This is a genomic window from Paenibacillus sp. FSL F4-0087, from assembly GCF_038020215.1.
GTDB classification, from domain to species: Bacteria; Bacillota; Bacilli; order Paenibacillales; family Paenibacillaceae; genus Paenibacillus; species Paenibacillus taichungensis.
In genome coordinates this window covers 518,994-536,228 of sequence record NZ_JBBODJ010000001.1, presented here as the reverse complement: position 1 = coordinate 536,228, position 17,235 = coordinate 518,994, and the positions used below count along the sequence as shown (strand labels likewise).

Here is a 17,235-nt window from a genome sequence, read left to right as displayed (position 1 = left end):
TTGGTAATGAGTAAATTTACTTGGGTAGAAAAAGATACATGTATTGCGTGCGGAGCATGCGGAGCAACGGCGCCAGACATTTATGATTATGATGATGAAGGTTTGGCAGAAGTAATCTTCGATGGAGATGCTAACCAAGGGATCAAAGCAATTCCGGATGACTTGTTCGACGACATGCAGGATGCTTGTGACGGCTGCCCTACGGACTCCATTAAAGTTGCAGATGAACCTTTCAACAAAGAAGGTTAATTTCTTTCATATGAACATACAAAAGCACATTCTTCTGTCTTTGGGACAGTGGAATGTGCTTTTTTTGTCGAATGTAGAGGCTTACATCCGGGTACTCAAGTCCTATGGATTTCTTGTCATCATTTGCCGATATATATATAAACGGAAAAAGGCGAAATGATGGAGGATCGGATGCAAAATACTCACCTACGAACATATGTAAAGAAACATCCTGATAATAAAATGGCCTGGTATTTACTCGGTAAGGAATATTTGGGTGAAGGGCAGGAAGCCAAGGCGAACTATTGTTTTCAACAGGCGGGTGAAGTCTACGAGGCTTTCGAGCGAAGCAAGGCACCGGCAGATATATGGGTGGATTATCAGGAGAAGCTGGTTGAGATGGCTGAGCAAAAAGAGAAAAAACATCGTGTTCGCAAGATGTGGCTTACCCTGCTGATGCTGCTTGTACTGGCAGGATTACCACCTGCGGATGCTCCTGGTTTCAATCGTGATGCAGCCGAGGCGTTGGCTTCTGCTTTGGAATCGACGGACGATTCCATGGATAACGAATCAGGTAATAACCCGAAGGAAGATTTGGCTCTTGTTGTGAACTCCAATGTGTTTACAGCTGGAGCATTCGGTGGAGGCAACCAGGGGGAGGCTGCACTTGCAGCTGCATGGTCGGGTTCTGTTGCGAAAGTGCAGACATCGGCTGTGCTTGGAATGCAGGTCGCAGGTAACTGGACATTATGGAAGCGAAATATGGCGGTGAAATATATCGTTCAGACGAACAGCAGTGGCAAATTAACGGCACAGAGTTATGATGCCAAACAGTGTAACTGTGAACCGCCGGAAGTATCACCGGAGATCAAGCGTCTGGCGCAAGCCTGGACAGCCAAACAGGAATCCGCTGCAGCTCTGTCGAGTGCAATGATTACATATAAGAAACGAAACGGAAACTGGCCGAAAAGTGTTGCGCAACTTGCCCAGCCATTTCCAAATAATATTCTGGGCGAGACTGCACCTGGCATGACCCGGATGTTTCCGGCACTACTAGCCATGCATCAAAAAGGACAAATGGGTAAAGGAAAAAACACAGCCGAGGGAAAACGTGAAGGTTCAGATTCGCAACAAGGCAAAAACGCTGCGTTTGTGGATACGTTAGGCGGAAAGCCTTTTTTGCAGGATCGGCTTGAGATTATCGTGGACAAGAGCAGACATAAGCTTGCACTGATTAGTGGCGACACCATTATTCGGAATTACGAGGTAGGGCTTGGGGGAGATCGTACTCCAGAGGGTTCGTTTGTCATTTCAGACAAAGTTGTAAATCCCAATGGTCGCTCCAATGGCGAATTTGGAAGTAGGGGCATGCAGCTATCGGACACGAATTATGCCATCCATGGGACCAACGAGCCAAACAGTATCGGGCTGGATGAATCCCTTGGATGTGTGAGAATGAGTACTGAAGATGTGGAAGAGCTATTTGCTCTTGCTCCTCAGGGAACTCCGGTACGCATCGGGAAAGATCTGCTGCCAGAGACAGCTATGGTTCCAGAAGCGAAGGATCGCTACCGGTACACACTTGTTCCCAAGCAAAATAATCCGAATAAGACGTATCATTGGTTGAATTAAACGATAAACCAAGTGATTCAGACCGAAGAAAACGTAAAATCCATGCTGGATTGGTATGTAGATGCAGAAACAGTAGGTTGAAGCATTTACAGGTTGGCGATAATAATAAGCGCACCAATGATAATGATCAGTCCACCGACGCTGGCTGCGGTCCAGATAATGGCTTTCCGGTTGACCTCATCTTTCTTTTGCTGCAAAGTAGGTGGTTTGCGTTTGGGAGCCATGGGCTGTTCCTCCTTCATGGAATAAGGCTATATAGATGTAGCCATGCTCCCATTGTAAAGAATTCAACTCGCCATTTCCAGTAGGCGGGTGGATTTCTTGTGAGCATTTTGCATATTACGAATCCTTCTGTCTATGCTCAAACTACTTTCCTTTTGAAGAAGAAACGGATAGACTTGTGTATAGAGTGTTTTTTTACATATGAAAAAGACGGAAAGCATTTTTTCAGCGTACCGGACCAGAACGGAGTGAGTGATTTGTTATACAGAAGTCTTGCTAAACCCTTGTTGTTCAAAATGGACCCTGAGCAGGCCCATCATCTAATTATCGGCGGCCTTAGTGGAATGGGGAGTATTCGCCCGGTTCCTTCCGGTTTGCGTGTCATGTATGGTGTGCGTGAAACATCGGATCTGGCTGTGGATATGTTCGGCTGTCATTTCCCTACACCTGTAGGACTTGCGGCTGGTTTGGACAAAAACGGACAGGCTGTAACGGGCTTTTCTTCCATCGGGTTTGGCTTCATGGAAGTGGGTACAGTCACACCGCTTGCACAGCCAGGTAACGACCAGCCAAGGTTATTCCGCTTGCCTCCCGATGAGGCATTGGTGAACCGGATGGGCTTCAATAACCTTGGCGCCGAAGCGATGGCGGGTGAATTGGCACGCCTCTCGGAGCGTCGTATTCCAGTGGCCGTAAATATAGGTAAAAATAAGGCGACATCGAATGAAGAAGCGCATTTGGATTATGCGAGATGCATTCGGGCGCTATACGATTATGCGGACCTGTTTGTGGTCAATATTAGTTCACCAAATACACCGGATTTGCGTAATCTGCAACATGGGAATGAACTGAAAGAATTGCTTGCCGCTGTGATGAATGAGATGGAGACGCAACGCAAGAGAGCAGGCGGTTCCGTTAAATCGGTACTGGTCAAAATCGCACCTGATGTGAATGACCAGGAGCTCGAATATATGGTGAGTACCATTGCAGATAGTGGAGTTGCCGGTATCATTGCAACGAATACAACGATCAGCCGCGAGGGCCTGTCTCATCAGCATGCCAAAGAGACAGGTGGACTAAGTGGCAAGCCGCTGCGTGATCGTTCCACAGAAATCATTCGCCAAATCTATCGCCAGACAGAAGGCAAACTGCCAATCATCGGATCGGGGGGCATTTTCACAAGCGAAGATGCTTACGAAAAGATTAAAGCAGGTGCCAGCCTGGTGGAAATATATACGGCATTGATCTATGAAGGACCTGAAGTGAACCGGCGCATTCATGCCGGACTGCGTGAATTGCTGCGCAAAGACGGTTATAGTCATATTTCGGAAGCTGTCGGTGCAGAGCATCGTTAAGCAATGTTTCAGAGTTCCCCGGGTTGAAAATTAGAAGCGTGGAAGAGGGTAATGTCGTACGGAACTCTTCCCCCCGCTTAACATCATGTATAATGGATAAGAACAGGGGAAGCTATAGAGACAGGAGGCATAAGCATGGACGGTAGAGACTGGGGTACATTTTTACTTCCTTATGAACAAGCGGTAGAGGAATTGAAAGTTAAGTTTAAAACGATGCGGGCGGAGCTTAAGAAAAGGGAAGAATACGCCCCGATCGAATTCGTTACCGGTCGTGTCAAAAAAATATCCAGCATTCTGGAGAAATCCAGACGCCTGAATGTGCCGCTTGATCAGGTGGAAACAGGCATTGAGGATATTGCAGGTATCCGCATTATGTGCCAGTTTGTGGATGATATTCGGCGGGTAGCCGAGTATATTCGTGGTCGTAAGGATTTGACGGTATTAATCGAGAAAGATTATATCACCAATTTCAAAGAGAGCGGCTACCGCAGTTTCCATATGATTATTGAGTATCCTGTTCAGACGGCTCTAGGGCAGAAAAATGTGCTGGCCGAGATTCAGATTCGGACGCTGGCGATGAACTTCTGGGCCACGATCGAGCACTCCCTAAGTTACAAGTTTCGGGAGAGTCTACCGGATGATATGCGTGCAAGATTGAAAAAGACGGCCGAAGCCGCTTTTGTACTCGATAATGAGATGTCGGCGATCCGTCTGCAAATTCTGGAGGCGCAAAAGGCCTTTGAAGATGACTCCAATATTGTATCAAGAACGCTGAACATCATACATCAATTGTACTTCTACCACCTCGTGAACGAAGCAATAGAGGCACAAAAGCGCTTCAATGACTGCTGGGAGCGTCATGATATGGAAGGGTTAAAAGACCTTCTGGATGATGTGAAAGCACTTCTGAATGCGGCTAGAAAGGGCGAAAACCCGGATGAGCAGCTATGAGCCGCTGTATGTGGACTATCTGATCTACTTCAACCGGGATCAGGACTACTTTGAATGCCATGAGGTATTGGAAGAACTATGGCTTGAACGGGATCGGGATTCTCTGTATAAAGGATTGCTGCAGATTGCAGTGGGGCTGTATCATTTCAGGAATGATAACCTTCGCGGAGGACGCATGATGTTACAGAGTTCGGTAGATCTGTTAAAATCATATCCGGAAACTTCGCGAGGCATTGCCCTTGGGCCGTTGGTGCAGGAAGTACAGGAGCTGGTTCATGGACTTTCCGGTCCTGAGCCGCAGAATTTTCCTTACAGAGACTTGCATATTCAGATTCAGGATGAGGTGCTGGTGCAGGAAGTTCGAGAACGAGCTCTTGAACTGAAGCCTAATATTCCCCAACGCCGAAGTCCTACACGTGGACGAATCTATGAAGAGAAGATGAAAGCATTGCAGCAAGAGCAGAACTTGCAGAGCGAGTAAGCTTGTAATGTAAAGACATCATTCATTTCATTATTAACATATTTTCAGACATATGATATTAAAAAAAACACCCCGGCAGTTCCTATAGAGGAATTGGCCGGGGTGTTCAATATTAAAGGACATCATTAAAGTTTGGAATGATTCCAGAGCTTGTCCATACAAAGGACAATATGATCCATGCGGGTCCATCGCAACCACGAAGAGTTATACGATTAGCTTGCTGATGGAGTGGTACTGCCTTTATATTTCTCGAAAAATTGCTTGTAGTCATCCAGGGTATAACCGTTGTCACTGCCATTTTCCTGCAGCCCGCCAACCATACGGTCTTTCTCAATACCCTCCTGATAATATACCAGAGTTGGTGTGTACTCAATGTTATAATCGGTCCAACCGGAATCGAATTCGCGCAGATTGAACTGTGGTAGTTGAATCCCTTCCTCAGCGACCAGTGGCATCAACTGAGGTGTTGTCGCACGGCAGTGTGAGCAGTCGGAGGCAAAGAAATAGACAAAGAAGCTGTCTTTGTTATCAATTCTAGCTTTCAGATCGTCAGGCAAAATAATTTGTTGGTAGTTCGGATCGTTCAGCAGTTCGCGTGTTGCAGGATTAAGCTTGGAAGCGGCGATGCCATAAGCATTCCCCACAGCGTCCATTTGTTTCTTGGATTGCTGGTTCACCAGGACAAGTGCTGCAATCAAAACGACGAAAATACCCAGGAAAATAAGGATCGCAGCGCTTTTCTTTTTCTTCTTGGATTTCATTAAGACATCCCCCATCGATCATATCGAAATATAGTTTTGGCAAAAATGCGGGATGGGATAATATGCATAAACACCCGAATTTTTGCACATCAATCAATCTACTTGCCATTATACTACATTACACGCTGTAGTGGAATATGTATGAAGCAATAGGAAAGCATTGCCCGGATATGATAACATAGAACTATATGCAATTTTAACAAGACAGGATGAGTGGGATTATGGCTGTACAGCTGCCTTCGATATTTGCCGAGCGGATGAAAAGCTTGTTAGGCGATGAATTTGAACAATTTATGAAATCTTATGAGCAGTCGCCACATGCGGGGCTGAGAGTGAATACGTTAAAAATATCGCTGGAACAATTCAAGGAAATTGCTCCATTTGATATGCGACCCATTCCGTGGTGCGGAACGGGTTTTTATGTGCCTCATGGAGTTAAGCCGGGGTTACATCCTTATTATCATGCGGGTTTGTATTATATCCAGGAACCAAGCGCCATGGCCCCAGTTGAATTATTGGATGTTAAACCCGGGGAACGCGTGCTGGATCTATGTGCGGCTCCTGGCGGGAAAACAACCCAGATTGCTGCCAAGCTTCAGGGGAAAGGTGTGCTCGTTACGAATGATATCCATGCGGAACGTACGAAAGCCCTCGCCAAAAACGTGGAACTGTATGGAGTTCGCAATGCTGTTGTATTGAATGAATCACCGGAACGGATTGCGAATGCATGTCCTCATTATTTTGATAAAGTGTTAATTGATGCGCCTTGTTCGGGTGAGGGTATGTTCCGTAAAGATGAGGACATGGTGAAATCCTGGGAAAATCATTCGGTGGAAAAATGTGTGCCGATGCAGCGCGATATTCTGGAGACTGCGGCCAAACTGCTTGCTCCAGGGGGAACCATCGTATATTCCACATGTACATTTGCACCAGAGGAAAATGAAGCGATGATAGCGGAATTTCTGAACATCAATCCTGATTTTGTGGTGAATGACATCCCGGAAAGTGCAGGATTTGCTCCAGGACGACCGGAATGGGTGCGTCAGATGTTGCCCGAAAAAGCAGAAGAGACGGGATCTGTGCTGGAGCAAACGCGCGGCACTGCTAGGTTGTGGCCCCACTTATTGGAGGGAGAAGGTCATTATGTTGCTGTATTGCAGCATCGTTCTGAATCTCTTACTGAAGAAGACGGAAATCAAAAAGAGGGCAGCGTTTTACAAATTGGACAGGCAGTGGACACAGATTCCATCGAACCAAATGAATCGGTAGAACCATTTATCCGTGCATCCGCACCAATCAGTAAAGAAGAGCGGAAACGGGAACGTCTAATGAGAACCGAATCCAGAGAACGCAATGATAAGCATACCCGTGGTGGCAAAGCTCAGGGAAAACAGGGTAAAGGAAACGAACGTGGTGGTCGCAAAAACGAACGGACTCAAGGACGAGGAACCGACCAGGCAAATGTCGATCCAGGAACGGTGTATGCTCAATTTGTACAAGAAAATTTGGAAATCGAGCTTGCTGGAGAAACAGTGTTTTACGGTGATCGTGTGTATCAATCTTCTGTGGGTGCTGCTCGTCTGGAAGGGCTCAAGGTTATTCGACCAGGGTGGTTTGTGGGTACCGTGAAGAATGGGCGATTTGTGCCCTCTCATCCGCTTGCATGTGCTTTGAATGCAGCTGAAGCCCAGAGATCCGTTAATTTATCTTCGGTAGACGGTGAAGCGGTAAGGTATCTCAAAGGAGAGACGTTGAACTTCGAAGAAGCAAGAGTTGAACGTCAAGCAGATACCGCTGCCAAAGGTTATGTGTTGGTGTGTGTGGACGGATATGCGGCTGGCTGGGGGAAATGGCTGGATGGTGTACTGAAAAATGAATATCCGGCAGGCTGGAGGTGGACATCGGTATGAGTGGAAAAGGAAAACAAACGCTGCGTCTGGATAAAATATTAAGCCATATGGGTGTGGGGTCTCGAAGTGAGCTCAAAAAGATGGTCAAGCAGGGCAGAATTCGTGTGGACGGGAAACCGGTAAAAGACAGCGGTGTGCAGGTTAATCCAGACGTAAACGTAATTGAAGCTGACGGAGAGCGGATCGTCTATCGGGAAATGATCTACCTGATGCTGCACAAACCACCTGGCGTGGTGTCGGCAACCGAAGATAATCGGGATAAAACGGTGATTGATCTGCTGCGTAAAGAGGAGCGTGTCTTCGATCCGTTCCCTGTGGGACGACTCGACAAAGATACCGAGGGTCTGCTCATTCTTACTAATGATGGGCCACTTGCCCATGATCTGTTGTCCCCGCGTAAACATGTGCCCAAGACGTATGAAGCTCGTGTGCTGGGGAACGTTGATGAAGAAGATATCGAAAAATTCAAAGCCGGCATTCAGCTGGATGATGGATATGAGACGTTGCCTGCGCAACTGACTGTGCTTCATCGTGAGGAAACGGAAGAGGGCGTGTTTTCTTCCATTTCATTGATCATTCATGAGGGCAAGTTCCACCAGGTGAAAAGAATGTTCCAGGCTGTTGGCAAACGTGTGGTCTATTTGAAACGTGTTGCCATGGGTGACCTGGAGCTGGATGCCAATCTGGAAATTGGCAGTTATCGTGAACTAACCGCAGACGAGTTAGATCGTCTGCGGAAGTAACAGCTCCCGTCCTTCGCGAAGCGGAGCAGGGAGCCCGGGCAGGAGGCGAAGTCCTGCCCACCGCACCAAAGGTGCAGCAGCTCACGTCCTTCGCGAAGCGAAGCAGGGAGCCCGGGCAGAAGGCGAAGCCCTGCCCGTAATGGTCCCGCTTGAGCTTGGGCGGGACCGCCGCTGTTAAGCGGCAGACCCGGCAACCAAGCGTTCCCACACCGACCGTCACATAGCAAGCTCCTACCTGCCGCCGGTAAACGAGACGGGAGTCCAGAGGGCAGAGCCCTCTGGGGCCCTCCCTCGGAAGGGAGGGTTTGGGTGGGTGCGACTCTTTTACAGATAAGGAATGAAGACAAATGACAATTAAATTAATCGCACTGGATGTTGATGGAACGCTGCTTAATGATCATCATGAACTTACCGAAATGACGCAAGAGACCTTAATTCGTGCTTCCCGTCAGGGAGCTGAGATTGTCCTGTGTTCAGGCAGAGGTCCTGCCAATACGATTCCGTTTATGGAACAGATGGGACTTGACGGATATGTCATTACACATAATGGGGCGGTAACTGCCCAGGTTCAGACTCGTGAAGTGGTGCACCATTTTGCCATGGATGGACAGGGGCTGGAGCCTTTCATAACTTACTGCCGCACGCAAGGTGTGCATTTTGATATCAACACAGCGTTCGGACTCTATGTGGATCAGCCGGAAGGTTTGGAGTTGCAGGTACGCAAGATGTATCAAAACTTTATGGCAGAGCCATTAAAGCTGCCGCAATGGGCGGATATGACAGAGCCGCTTGCGAAATTCACTGCGTTTGGACCGATTGAGCAAATGAACGCAGTGCAGCAGGAGTGGTCGACCTGGAATCTTCCATATTATATGACGCGTAGCGGTGATTTTTTCATTGATCTGATGCATCCCGAAGCCTCCAAAGGTGCAGCTCTAAAAAGACTGGCCGAAGCAAAAGGAATCCTGCCTTCCGAGATCATGGCGGTAGGTAACTATTATAATGACATCACCATGTTGACCTTTGCAGGCAAAGGGGTGGCGATGGACAATTCCCCGGAGGAAGTTAAGGCTGCTGCGGATGAGGTTACACTTTCCAACAACGATCAGGGTGTGGCCCACGCTATCCAAAAATATGTGTTGTCCGTCTAATAGTTCGCTCTTAAAATCTGAATATCGTTGTATCTTATAAACTGTCGCTCTCAAGGGTAACCTAATAGAATAACGTTAGGAACCGAGGAGGACAGGTGCATGGAACTGAAAGTAGAGCTGATTCCTGATCTTCGTACATCAGGCGGCGAAGTGTTGGATATTATGGTGGACGGTCAATATGCGGGTTCATTGCTGCTCGTGTTCAGGGAAGGGGATCGGGTATCCGGCAGCCTTCAGATTGAGCAAAATTCGCTACCTGACGAGACAGAACAGTATATAGTTGAGCAGGTGCACGAATATATTCGTTCTCTCGCGGATGCGGTAAGTGCTGCTGAATATGAAGTGCTTGTAAGCTGCGGTACACTGTATTCTGTGTTACAGAAGCCAGAGTCTCAAACGGATGTGTTCATTCAGTCGTCACGGTCTGAAGATACGTATAATCACGATGGACAGAATGGTCGAGCTGATGTAAATGAAGTACACGTCATTCCTGGCTCACAAGCCGAATCATTTACATATGAAGACCCCGAACAACTGCTTGAGATGGAGCTTGTAAGCGCCGGACGCAGCATTTCCACCTATGTATTTAATGACGCCAATGGACAGGAACTGGCCGAAGCCTCTCTGAAACAATATGGTGCAGATGTACAGGGTGAGATCCACTGGTATGATGAACCAGCAGAGAATTATCAGGATGCGGCTGCCGAGCTGCTGGTACGAGAGCTGGATGAAGAAATCATCGATACGATTACGATCCGCATGTGGCATCAAGGGCAGGAGCTGGAATCTGCGGAATGGGTACACCGAGATTTTGCGGATGATGATCAGATAGCGTCCGAAGAAGATCTCGAAGAGATTGAAGCTGCTGAAGAAGCCTGTTATGTCATGTTGGTACGCAAAGATCGGGAGTTTCGGGTATATGAACTGTTCCTACAAGAACGCGGAGGGTTACCTGTAGGAACAGCAACGATTGATACCTCACAAGCAGATTTGTCAGGTTATATCGATTATCAGGTTCCCGGCACAAGTGTTCAGCGAAAGAGTTTGGTTGAAGTTCTGATGCGAGAGCTGGACAAAGAGCTTGAGTTTGATACATTACATCTCACGATGTTATACCGAAATCAAATTATTGATGAAGCGAAGATTGAAGGGTAAGAGGCACAGCCTCTTGCCTTTTTTGTTTTCTTTTTGACGAAAAAGCCATTTCCCGGTATAGTACCATTAGTTTAAGAGAGACCTGGAAGTGGAGGAGAATCATGAAGCACTCATTCAGTATCAAAACAGACTACATTAATGATGAATTTAAGGCATTGCAGGCTCAGCCGGAAGACACGGAGGATGTGATGTCTCTGCTTATGGAAACAGCCGAATGGCTGCGGAGCCAGGGGTCTTCTCAATGGAATGCGTTGTTAAAAGGTGAGGATTCTCATAATACGGCGGAGGCTATTCAGCGTGGCGACGTATTTGTATTTAAAAAGGGTTCTGACGTAGCTGGCATGGTTATTTTGATGAGCCAGCCAAGTGCGTGGGATGTGCATTTGTGGGGAAGCAAAGCGCATGCCGGGGATGGCGCACTTTATTTGCACCGATTAGCCATTCGCAGAAAGTATGCCCAGAGTGGATTGGGAAGGGCGATTTTGCAATGGTCCAGCAGCGGGATACAGTTTGAGGACAAACATATCGTCCGATTGGATTGTGGAGCCGAGAACGCAACATTGAACGCATTCTATGTGCGTAATGACTATACTTTTGTGGGAGAGACAGACGGCTTCAGTACGTATGAGAAGGCGGTCACACATCTGTCTGTATAACACTGTATGCAACATATCGGGTGCATTCAAAAGCCGGGAGCTACCACTGCTCACCGGCTTTCATTTGCATGTGGGCAAAGAGGTTTAACTTTCAATCCATACATCCGCTTCTTAGCCGAGCATCTTCTGAATATGTTGTATATACGACTCCGGAGTAAGGGCTTTCGCTCAAACAAGATGAAAAAGATAACGTATAGTAGAATAATGGCAGTCAGATAGCGATTACTTCAAGTGGAATTCCTCAGTACCTAACAGTATTCGTAATGTCGTCAGCGTCAGATGCAACATGGTACAATTGATATTGAAATGAATTCTAGTATTCGGCTGTAAATGAGCGAGTGATAAGGAATCTCATTTTGTACCTTTACTGAACATATGTTCTGATATATCATGATTGAAGATGTAATGAAAAGATTTATGCTAGAAAGGGGGAAACTAACGGTGAGATTGCTGCAGGCGCTTTTCTTTCCTCCGGAGCAGCCCGGAGGTGTATCCTCTATGATTCCGTATATGCAAGAGAGGTTTACAACCCCGAGGTGGGAGATGGATCTATTCTCGTTGCCTAAGCGAATTCGCAACAAGGGCAGGGAAGATATCCAGTTTGAGACGTTCGATTGGACTGCGTATCAGGATAGTCCTGTTGTGCAAAAATATATGCAAACCTACCGGGATTATTTGTGGTGGACCAAGCTGCGTATTCAGAAGCCTTACGATCTGATTCATGCCCATCACCCTATTGCGGGGCTTGCAATGAAGAAGGTTTTCCCGGATGTTCCTCTCATTCAAACCATCCACTCCAGTTATGAGCGAGAGCTGATACTGAATGGACGCATTGAGCCAAATGGACCAGAGCATCAATTCCTGCTGGCCATCTATGGTGAACTGGAGTACCAGGCAGAGCGGTTGTTAACGGTATCGGATTCTTTCCGTCGTTATCTGGCGCCTCATGTACAGCATCCCGATGTTATCGGTGTGATTCCGAATGGTTTTGATGAGAAAAGGTTTAAGCCAATTCCCCATGAGAATGCAATACCACAGCTGGTCACCGTATGCCGTCTGGTTCCGGCGAAAGGGCTGGATATTCTGTTCAAAGCCTGTGCCGAGTTGAAAGCGCGGGGACATGATTATGTGCTTCATATTATCGGGGACGGACCGATCCGTCCAGATTTGGAAGAATTAGCCCAGCGGCTGGGCATTTATAATGAGACTATTTTTTATGGTTACACGCTGCACCCGGAGGAATTCATGCCATTTTTTGATATCTTTGTACTTCCTTCGCGGGCGGAGGCATTCGGATCTGTTTTCGCGGAAGCAGCGCTTAGCTGTCTTGCTCTTGTAGGTACAGATGTTGGCGGCATACCAGAGCAGATCGAGAACGGCAGTAACGGCTTGCTGGTGCCTTCAGAAGATCCATCTGCACTGGCGGAAGCGCTGGAGAAGGTGATGGTTGACCCGGCGTACCGTTATGAGCTCGCTCGTTCGGCCTGTGAGAAGGCCAAAACCCATTACTCTTTGGGCAGATCGGTCAATGAACTGAAAAAAATGTATTTGCAATTTCCGAGCCAGTTCTAACTTCTGGAAAGGGAAAAGAAGGAAGCCGCTGTATGAACAGCGGCTTTTTTATATTTAGGGAAATGATATTTCGTAACAAAAATACGTTGTTATAGGTGTTTGTTACGACCTCGAAAGCTTCCCCATCGATCCATTACTAATTTTGCACCCCAGATTAGTGCCAAACTGCCGAAAATGGGGTAAAGGATAGAGAGCAGGGAACTGAATCCAAACTGGCTGAGCGAATAACATAGCAGCATGATGGCCAGTATGATTAGTTTGGGATGTACGTGGACATGCTGTCTGAGTTGGAGGGTCATTCCATAAATATCGGCTACAAATGTACTGAAGATTTCCATAAAAATCAGGGATACATAGATAGACTGGACTACCCATCCAAGTTGAAAGGCAATGCTGCCCATTGGAATTTCAAATTGTGTGATGCCAGGCATCTGGGCTGACATGGCGAAGTGGGCTGCCATAAGCATGAATCCTACACCAATCCCGCCCAGAACGCCGCCCCATTTGAGTACCTTTCGGCTGCGAATCTGATTCCCCACCGGAACGAGCACTGCTTGGGCAAGTGCCAGGTTGAATGAAGTATACAAAAGAGGAGATAACCAGACCTGGATTGGATTGCTGTCCGTGGTTAATGTAATAAATCGGTTTGCGCCGGGATGATGTATGGTGCTGGTGATCATAAGCAGAGAGAGCAGGAGCATCATAGGCACCACGATACTGTTCATTTGTAGAATAGCCTGAATACCCCGTCCAAGCAGTAGATAAGTACCGATAAGGGTAACAATCAGTCCGGTCTGATAATGAAGTCCCAGATGCTCTACAAAGACCGACCCTGCTCCGGCCAGCATGACACTGTTTACTCCAATGAGTATCACAAGGGTAACCCATGTAATCCAGTTTCCTGCTTTATGACCGAATAGATGCTTGTTGAGATCTTCGTAAGAGCGCGAGCCGGTATCATGGGCAATCAGCATCATTTTTGTACCTAACCAGACAAAGAGCATGGTCGATAAGCCAATGGTAATGGTGGCCCATTTGCCATACTGGGTAAAGAACTGCAATATCTCTTGCCCTGTTGCAAAGCCGGCTCCTACTACCGTTCCAATGTATGTAAATGCGATCTGCAGCACCCGAAATGCCTGTTTCATGCGTTTCCCCTCTCAGGCCCCTGAATAGTTTGGACATGCGGGTGCCATGGTACAAGGTATGCTTGACCCGTCAAAGTCATGACAATTGAAGTGTGGCAAAGGGTCATTTAACATGCTCTGAACAAGAGCAAAGGCAATTTCGCTTGAACTGAGAGCCGGATCTATGATACTTTTACGTCATAGGATAGGCTTGGGAGGTCAAATTATGGAAGTATTGAAACAACGAATTTTACAAGAAGGTGTAGTCATGTCGGATCAGGTGCTGAAGCTGGATGGTCTGCTGAATCACCAGATTGACCCTGCACTGACGATGGAAATGGGACGGGAATTTGCCGCTCGTTTTCGTGAAAGTGGTGTAACCCGGGTCATTACAGTGGAGTCTTCCGGGATTCCGGTCGCTTTTGCTGCTGCACATGAACTGGGTGTTCCACTGGTATTTGCCCGGCGCAAAAAAACACTTTTGGCTGACCCCGACGCTTACTGTGAAAGAGTGCCTTCTTTTACCAAAGGGATCGTAACGGATATTATGGTGTCCCGTGAATATATTCATGAGAATGACCGTATTTTGTTTATTGACGATATCATTGCAAATGGCGATGCCGCTCGTGGTGTCATCAAAATTATCGAACGTTCGGGTGCGGAACTGGTCGGATTCGGTGTCGTGGTCGAAAAATGTTTTCAGGCCGGAGCGCGCACTATTCGTGAGCAGGGTATCCCGGTTGAAGCGTTGGTGCGCATTCGTTCACTGAACGATGGCACTGTACAATTCGACGATAACGAATTGTGACTTTTTAAAGGAAAAAGTGCCTATTTTTATAACAATGCCTTTGCATGACCGCTGATTTCATTTATAATGGGGTTATGTTAGGGAGAGGAGGCAACACCATGGGTAACCAACCGGCAACAGAACAATTTTTTATTGATAAGCTGGCGGAATCGAAAGTACATTTTGAGCGTGCCCTGGATTGTAAACATACGGAATTCGATGACCTTTATCCCTATATGATTGAACATCCTCAATTTTTCTGGTACAAACGCTACGTTGCTTGGTCAGAATTGCTGACGATTGTAGGCTTGTGCGAAGAGTTGTCCTTCTCTTGGAAAGAACAATTTACACCGCATCAAGTGGAGTACCTTGAAGAACGTGTGATGTCCGCCAAAGTGCTTGATTTTTGGTTTGAGAAGAACGACAGCAAAGAGCACGCGCAGCGGTAACTTTCAGTCGGGACATATTTCGAATGACATGACAGTCCAATACAGTCACGTGAGACCTAAATGACTTTTCATTTAGGTCTCTTTTTGTAAATAATTTTTTTGGGAAAGTAGGCGCCATAAATATGATCAGTGATGCAGAATTGGATGCACTGCGTTTATCGGGTGAAAAAGTAAGGGTAGTACGGGACGAGATTCAGTCCAATGATGTGACAGGCATTGTAGTGGCCTGGGACGGGGAGCAGGTGCTCATTCGCCGTCAGAATCGTCGTGTGGTTAAGCTTGATCGGAATTATCAGTATCAGTTGTTCAGCGAACCACGTAAGAGCCCGCTCGAAGAATAGGACATGCGTTTTTAGGTTCATTTACCATGGATGTTTTGGCATAATTGCACCTCTCGGGAGAGAAGATAGGTACAGTGAGAGCTTGTAACATATCAGCCGAGAGGATGTGCGGTAACCATGACACTGATGAATGATAAGGTTCATGCCTATAAAGATCAGATTGGTGAATTAAGCGACGTGCTGCCAGCTGTGGTGAAGTCTTATCATGAGTTCACTGGAGAGTGCTTTCAGGCAGGGGCGATTGATGCCAAGACCAAACAGCTGATTGCGCTGGGCATTGGACTGTTTGCAAACAATGAGGTATGTACGTTTTACCATGTGGAAGAAGCGCGTGCCAAAGGAGCGACCGATCAAGAGATTATGGAGACGGTTGCTGTGGCTGGAGCAGTTGGCGGAGGCCATGCGTTGTCTCAGGGTGCAATGAGAGTACAGAAGGCTTTACATTAAAAGCTTTGGTTAAGACGGATGATGACCTTGTGTACCTCTAGAAAATCAATATTAATGTAGACAAAGATAGACAAAGAAAAGGCTCCGGTTATAACCGAAGCCTTTTCGTGTTAACTTATATTTTGCCCAGCATTTTGTTATACATAAACTGTCCTGTTACCCGGCGTGCTGTTACGTAACGATCGTTGAAGTAAGGATTAGATAATTGAGTGATGCTGACACCCTTGCTGCTTGAAGCATGAGCGAACTGTCCGCCCCCGATATATACACCTGTATGTGAAATGCCACTGCCCATCGTATTAAAGAATACCAGGTCACCCGTACGCAGATTAGCTTTGGATACCGGCGTTCCGGCCTTAGCTTGTTGCTGGGAAGTGCGTGGTAATTCAATGCTATATTTGTTGAAAATATATCTCATAAATCCAGAGCAATCAAACCCGGCGAGTGTAGTACCACCCCATTTGTAAGGTATGCCTGTCATGTTGTTAACGACGGTGTTAATACTGCTTGCCTCTGTGCTTGCTGCACCAGATGTAAATAATACTGCTGCTCCAAAAATGGAGATGATAAGCTTTTTCAAAATTTTTGTTCTCCCTTCGATGCCTACGGAGTTAGCTAAGGGTTCGGTAGAAGGTTCCCTATATTTCCTATGTATAAGAATAATTCACCCAAAATGGTTCCCCCGTTTTCAAACATGAAACTCGGCAAATGAATAATTAAGTTTTTGTAACCTTTTGAAACTATATTGCATAAATGCGAAAATGTCAAACCGTTCTTGAACACTTCTTATCATCTCAATGTTAACGGAATTATCGCTATTTATGTAGAAATAACTCGAATGTTGAGTTTTGATAGATGACAAAAAAGTAACTACTGTTTCAAATGCAGGATTCCAGCTTCCTAAAACCTTAAAGAGGAGGTGGGTAGGCCTGGTACGGAACTGGCCTTCCAACATATAATTCATTCAGACAGTTTTTTATCATCAATTGTATTGGCCTTAGTTTTTTGTTTTGCATGAAATGATGGATGAGTACAGCTTTACATATTAAATAAGGAATATTTTTTTGTTGACACTAATTACCTGCACATGATATATTATTTCTTGTCGCCGCGATGTAATTTCTCGGAGATACAACATACGCGGTCGTGGCGGAATTGGCAGACGCGCACGGTTCAGGTCCGTGTGGGCTAACCCCCGTGGAGGTTCGAGTCCTCTCGACCGCATCATATGTAATACGAAAAAGGTTCCTAGAATGGCATTACTGCC

At 46.6% G+C, this 17,235-nt stretch carries 19 protein-coding genes, 1 tRNA gene and 1 riboswitch; of the genes, 16 read left to right on the top strand and 4 right to left on the bottom strand.

The window, feature by feature from the left end; translation table 11 throughout:
* Positions 1–6: 6 nt before the first annotated feature.
* Both MHB84_RS02450 and MHB84_RS02445 read left to right on the top strand, forming a co-directional pair.
* A complete protein-coding gene (locus MHB84_RS02450; protein WP_053783645.1) occupies positions 7–249 on the top strand; it encodes a ferredoxin in 243 nt (80 codons plus the stop codon).
* A 171-nt stretch (positions 250–420) separates the two neighbouring features.
* Positions 421–1,860 carry a L,D-transpeptidase family protein gene (locus MHB84_RS02445; RefSeq protein ID WP_076292027.1) on the top strand — a complete coding sequence of 480 codons (1,440 nt, stop codon included), beginning with the start codon at positions 421–423 and terminating at the stop codon, positions 1,858–1,860.
* An 86-nt stretch (positions 1,861–1,946) separates the two neighbouring features.
* Here MHB84_RS02445 and MHB84_RS02440 read toward each other — a convergent pair whose 3' ends face one another.
* Positions 1,947–2,084 (bottom strand): hypothetical protein, encoded by a 138-nt coding sequence (locus MHB84_RS02440; RefSeq protein ID WP_162842436.1) that lies wholly within the window; start codon positions 2,082–2,084, stop codon positions 1,947–1,949.
* Between the two features lie 255 nt (positions 2,085–2,339).
* Between MHB84_RS02440 and MHB84_RS02435 the strand changes: the two genes are divergently transcribed.
* The 3 genes from MHB84_RS02435 to MHB84_RS02425 all read left to right on the top strand — a co-directional run bounded on the left by MHB84_RS02435 (position 2,340) and on the right by MHB84_RS02425 (position 4,869).
* Entirely contained in the window at positions 2,340–3,437 is a 1,098-nt protein-coding gene (locus MHB84_RS02435) for a quinone-dependent dihydroorotate dehydrogenase (RefSeq protein WP_076292095.1), read from the top strand.
* A gap of 135 nt (positions 3,438–3,572) precedes the next feature.
* A complete protein-coding gene (locus MHB84_RS02430; RefSeq protein ID WP_053783647.1) occupies positions 3,573–4,388 on the top strand; it encodes a GTP pyrophosphokinase in 816 nt (271 codons plus the stop codon).
* Positions 4,375–4,869: a DUF309 domain-containing protein gene (locus MHB84_RS02425; protein WP_076292026.1), complete on the top strand. Its 495-nt coding sequence runs from the start codon at positions 4,375–4,377 to the stop codon at positions 4,867–4,869. Before MHB84_RS02430 ends, MHB84_RS02425 begins: the two co-directional genes overlap by 14 nt.
* Before the next feature lie 212 nt (positions 4,870–5,081).
* Here MHB84_RS02425 and MHB84_RS02420 read toward each other — a convergent pair whose 3' ends face one another.
* Complete coding sequence (locus MHB84_RS02420; RefSeq protein WP_076292025.1) at positions 5,082–5,630, bottom strand: thioredoxin family protein; 549 nt, start codon at positions 5,628–5,630, stop codon at positions 5,082–5,084.
* A gap of 221 nt (positions 5,631–5,851) precedes the next feature.
* On the opposite strand from MHB84_RS02420, the gene MHB84_RS02415 reads away from it, so the two are divergent.
* The 6 genes from MHB84_RS02415 to MHB84_RS02390 all read left to right on the top strand — a co-directional run bounded on the left by MHB84_RS02415 (position 5,852) and on the right by MHB84_RS02390 (position 12,817).
* The gene (locus MHB84_RS02415) at positions 5,852–7,540 is read left to right on the top strand and encodes an RsmB/NOP family class I SAM-dependent RNA methyltransferase (RefSeq protein ID WP_076292024.1); all 1,689 of its coding nucleotides are present in this window, start codon (positions 5,852–5,854) and stop codon (positions 7,538–7,540) included.
* The gene (locus MHB84_RS02410) at positions 7,537–8,283 is read left to right on the top strand and encodes a pseudouridine synthase (protein WP_076292023.1); all 747 of its coding nucleotides are present in this window, start codon (positions 7,537–7,539) and stop codon (positions 8,281–8,283) included. Before MHB84_RS02415 ends, MHB84_RS02410 begins: the two co-directional genes overlap by 4 nt.
* A gap of 347 nt (positions 8,284–8,630) precedes the next feature.
* Positions 8,631–9,434 carry a Cof-type HAD-IIB family hydrolase gene (locus MHB84_RS02405; protein WP_076289374.1) on the top strand — a complete coding sequence of 268 codons (804 nt, stop codon included), beginning with the start codon at positions 8,631–8,633 and terminating at the stop codon, positions 9,432–9,434.
* Positions 9,435–9,533: 99 nt separating this feature from the next.
* Positions 9,534–10,589, top strand: a complete 1,056-nt coding sequence (locus tag MHB84_RS02400; protein ID WP_076289375.1) for a hypothetical protein — start codon at positions 9,534–9,536, stop codon at positions 10,587–10,589.
* 101 nt (positions 10,590–10,690) lie between these two features.
* A complete protein-coding gene (locus tag MHB84_RS02395) occupies positions 10,691–11,245 on the top strand; it encodes a GNAT family N-acetyltransferase (RefSeq protein WP_076289376.1) in 555 nt (184 codons plus the stop codon).
* A gap of 441 nt (positions 11,246–11,686) precedes the next feature.
* Entirely contained in the window at positions 11,687–12,817 is a 1,131-nt protein-coding gene (locus MHB84_RS02390) for a glycosyltransferase family 4 protein (protein WP_076289377.1), read from the top strand.
* 89 nt (positions 12,818–12,906) lie between these two features.
* On the opposite strand, the gene MHB84_RS02385 is transcribed toward MHB84_RS02390, so the two are convergent.
* Positions 12,907–13,965, bottom strand: coding sequence for a YkvI family membrane protein (locus MHB84_RS02385; RefSeq protein WP_076289378.1), 1,059 nt, complete (start codon positions 13,963–13,965; stop codon positions 12,907–12,909).
* A gap of 205 nt (positions 13,966–14,170) precedes the next feature.
* On the opposite strand from MHB84_RS02385, the gene MHB84_RS02380 reads away from it, so the two are divergent.
* From MHB84_RS02380 to MHB84_RS02365, 4 genes are all read left to right on the top strand, one after another.
* Positions 14,171–14,752 carry a xanthine phosphoribosyltransferase gene (locus MHB84_RS02380; RefSeq protein ID WP_063564778.1) on the top strand — a complete coding sequence of 194 codons (582 nt, stop codon included), beginning with the start codon at positions 14,171–14,173 and terminating at the stop codon, positions 14,750–14,752.
* Between the two features lie 98 nt (positions 14,753–14,850).
* Positions 14,851–15,180 (top strand): hypothetical protein, encoded by a 330-nt coding sequence (locus MHB84_RS02375; RefSeq protein WP_024629266.1) that lies wholly within the window; start codon positions 14,851–14,853, stop codon positions 15,178–15,180.
* Between the two features lie 122 nt (positions 15,181–15,302).
* Positions 15,303–15,521, top strand: coding sequence for a hypothetical protein (locus MHB84_RS02370; protein ID WP_076289379.1), 219 nt, complete (start codon positions 15,303–15,305; stop codon positions 15,519–15,521).
* Between the two features lie 117 nt (positions 15,522–15,638).
* Positions 15,639–15,968: a carboxymuconolactone decarboxylase family protein gene (locus MHB84_RS02365; RefSeq protein WP_062322073.1), complete on the top strand. Its 330-nt coding sequence runs from the start codon at positions 15,639–15,641 to the stop codon at positions 15,966–15,968.
* 115 nt (positions 15,969–16,083) lie between these two features.
* Here MHB84_RS02365 and MHB84_RS02360 read toward each other — a convergent pair whose 3' ends face one another.
* Positions 16,084–16,548: a C40 family peptidase gene (locus MHB84_RS02360; RefSeq protein WP_076289380.1), complete on the bottom strand. Its 465-nt coding sequence runs from the start codon at positions 16,546–16,548 to the stop codon at positions 16,084–16,086.
* A gap of 5 nt (positions 16,549–16,553) precedes the next feature.
* Positions 16,554–16,685: riboswitch (cyclic di-AMP (ydaO/yuaA leader) on the bottom strand.
* 423 nt (positions 16,686–17,108) lie between these two features.
* Between MHB84_RS02360 and MHB84_RS02355 the strand changes: the two genes are divergently transcribed.
* Positions 17,109–17,192, top strand: a tRNA-Leu gene (locus MHB84_RS02355).
* The last annotated feature ends 43 nt before the right edge of the window (positions 17,193–17,235 follow it).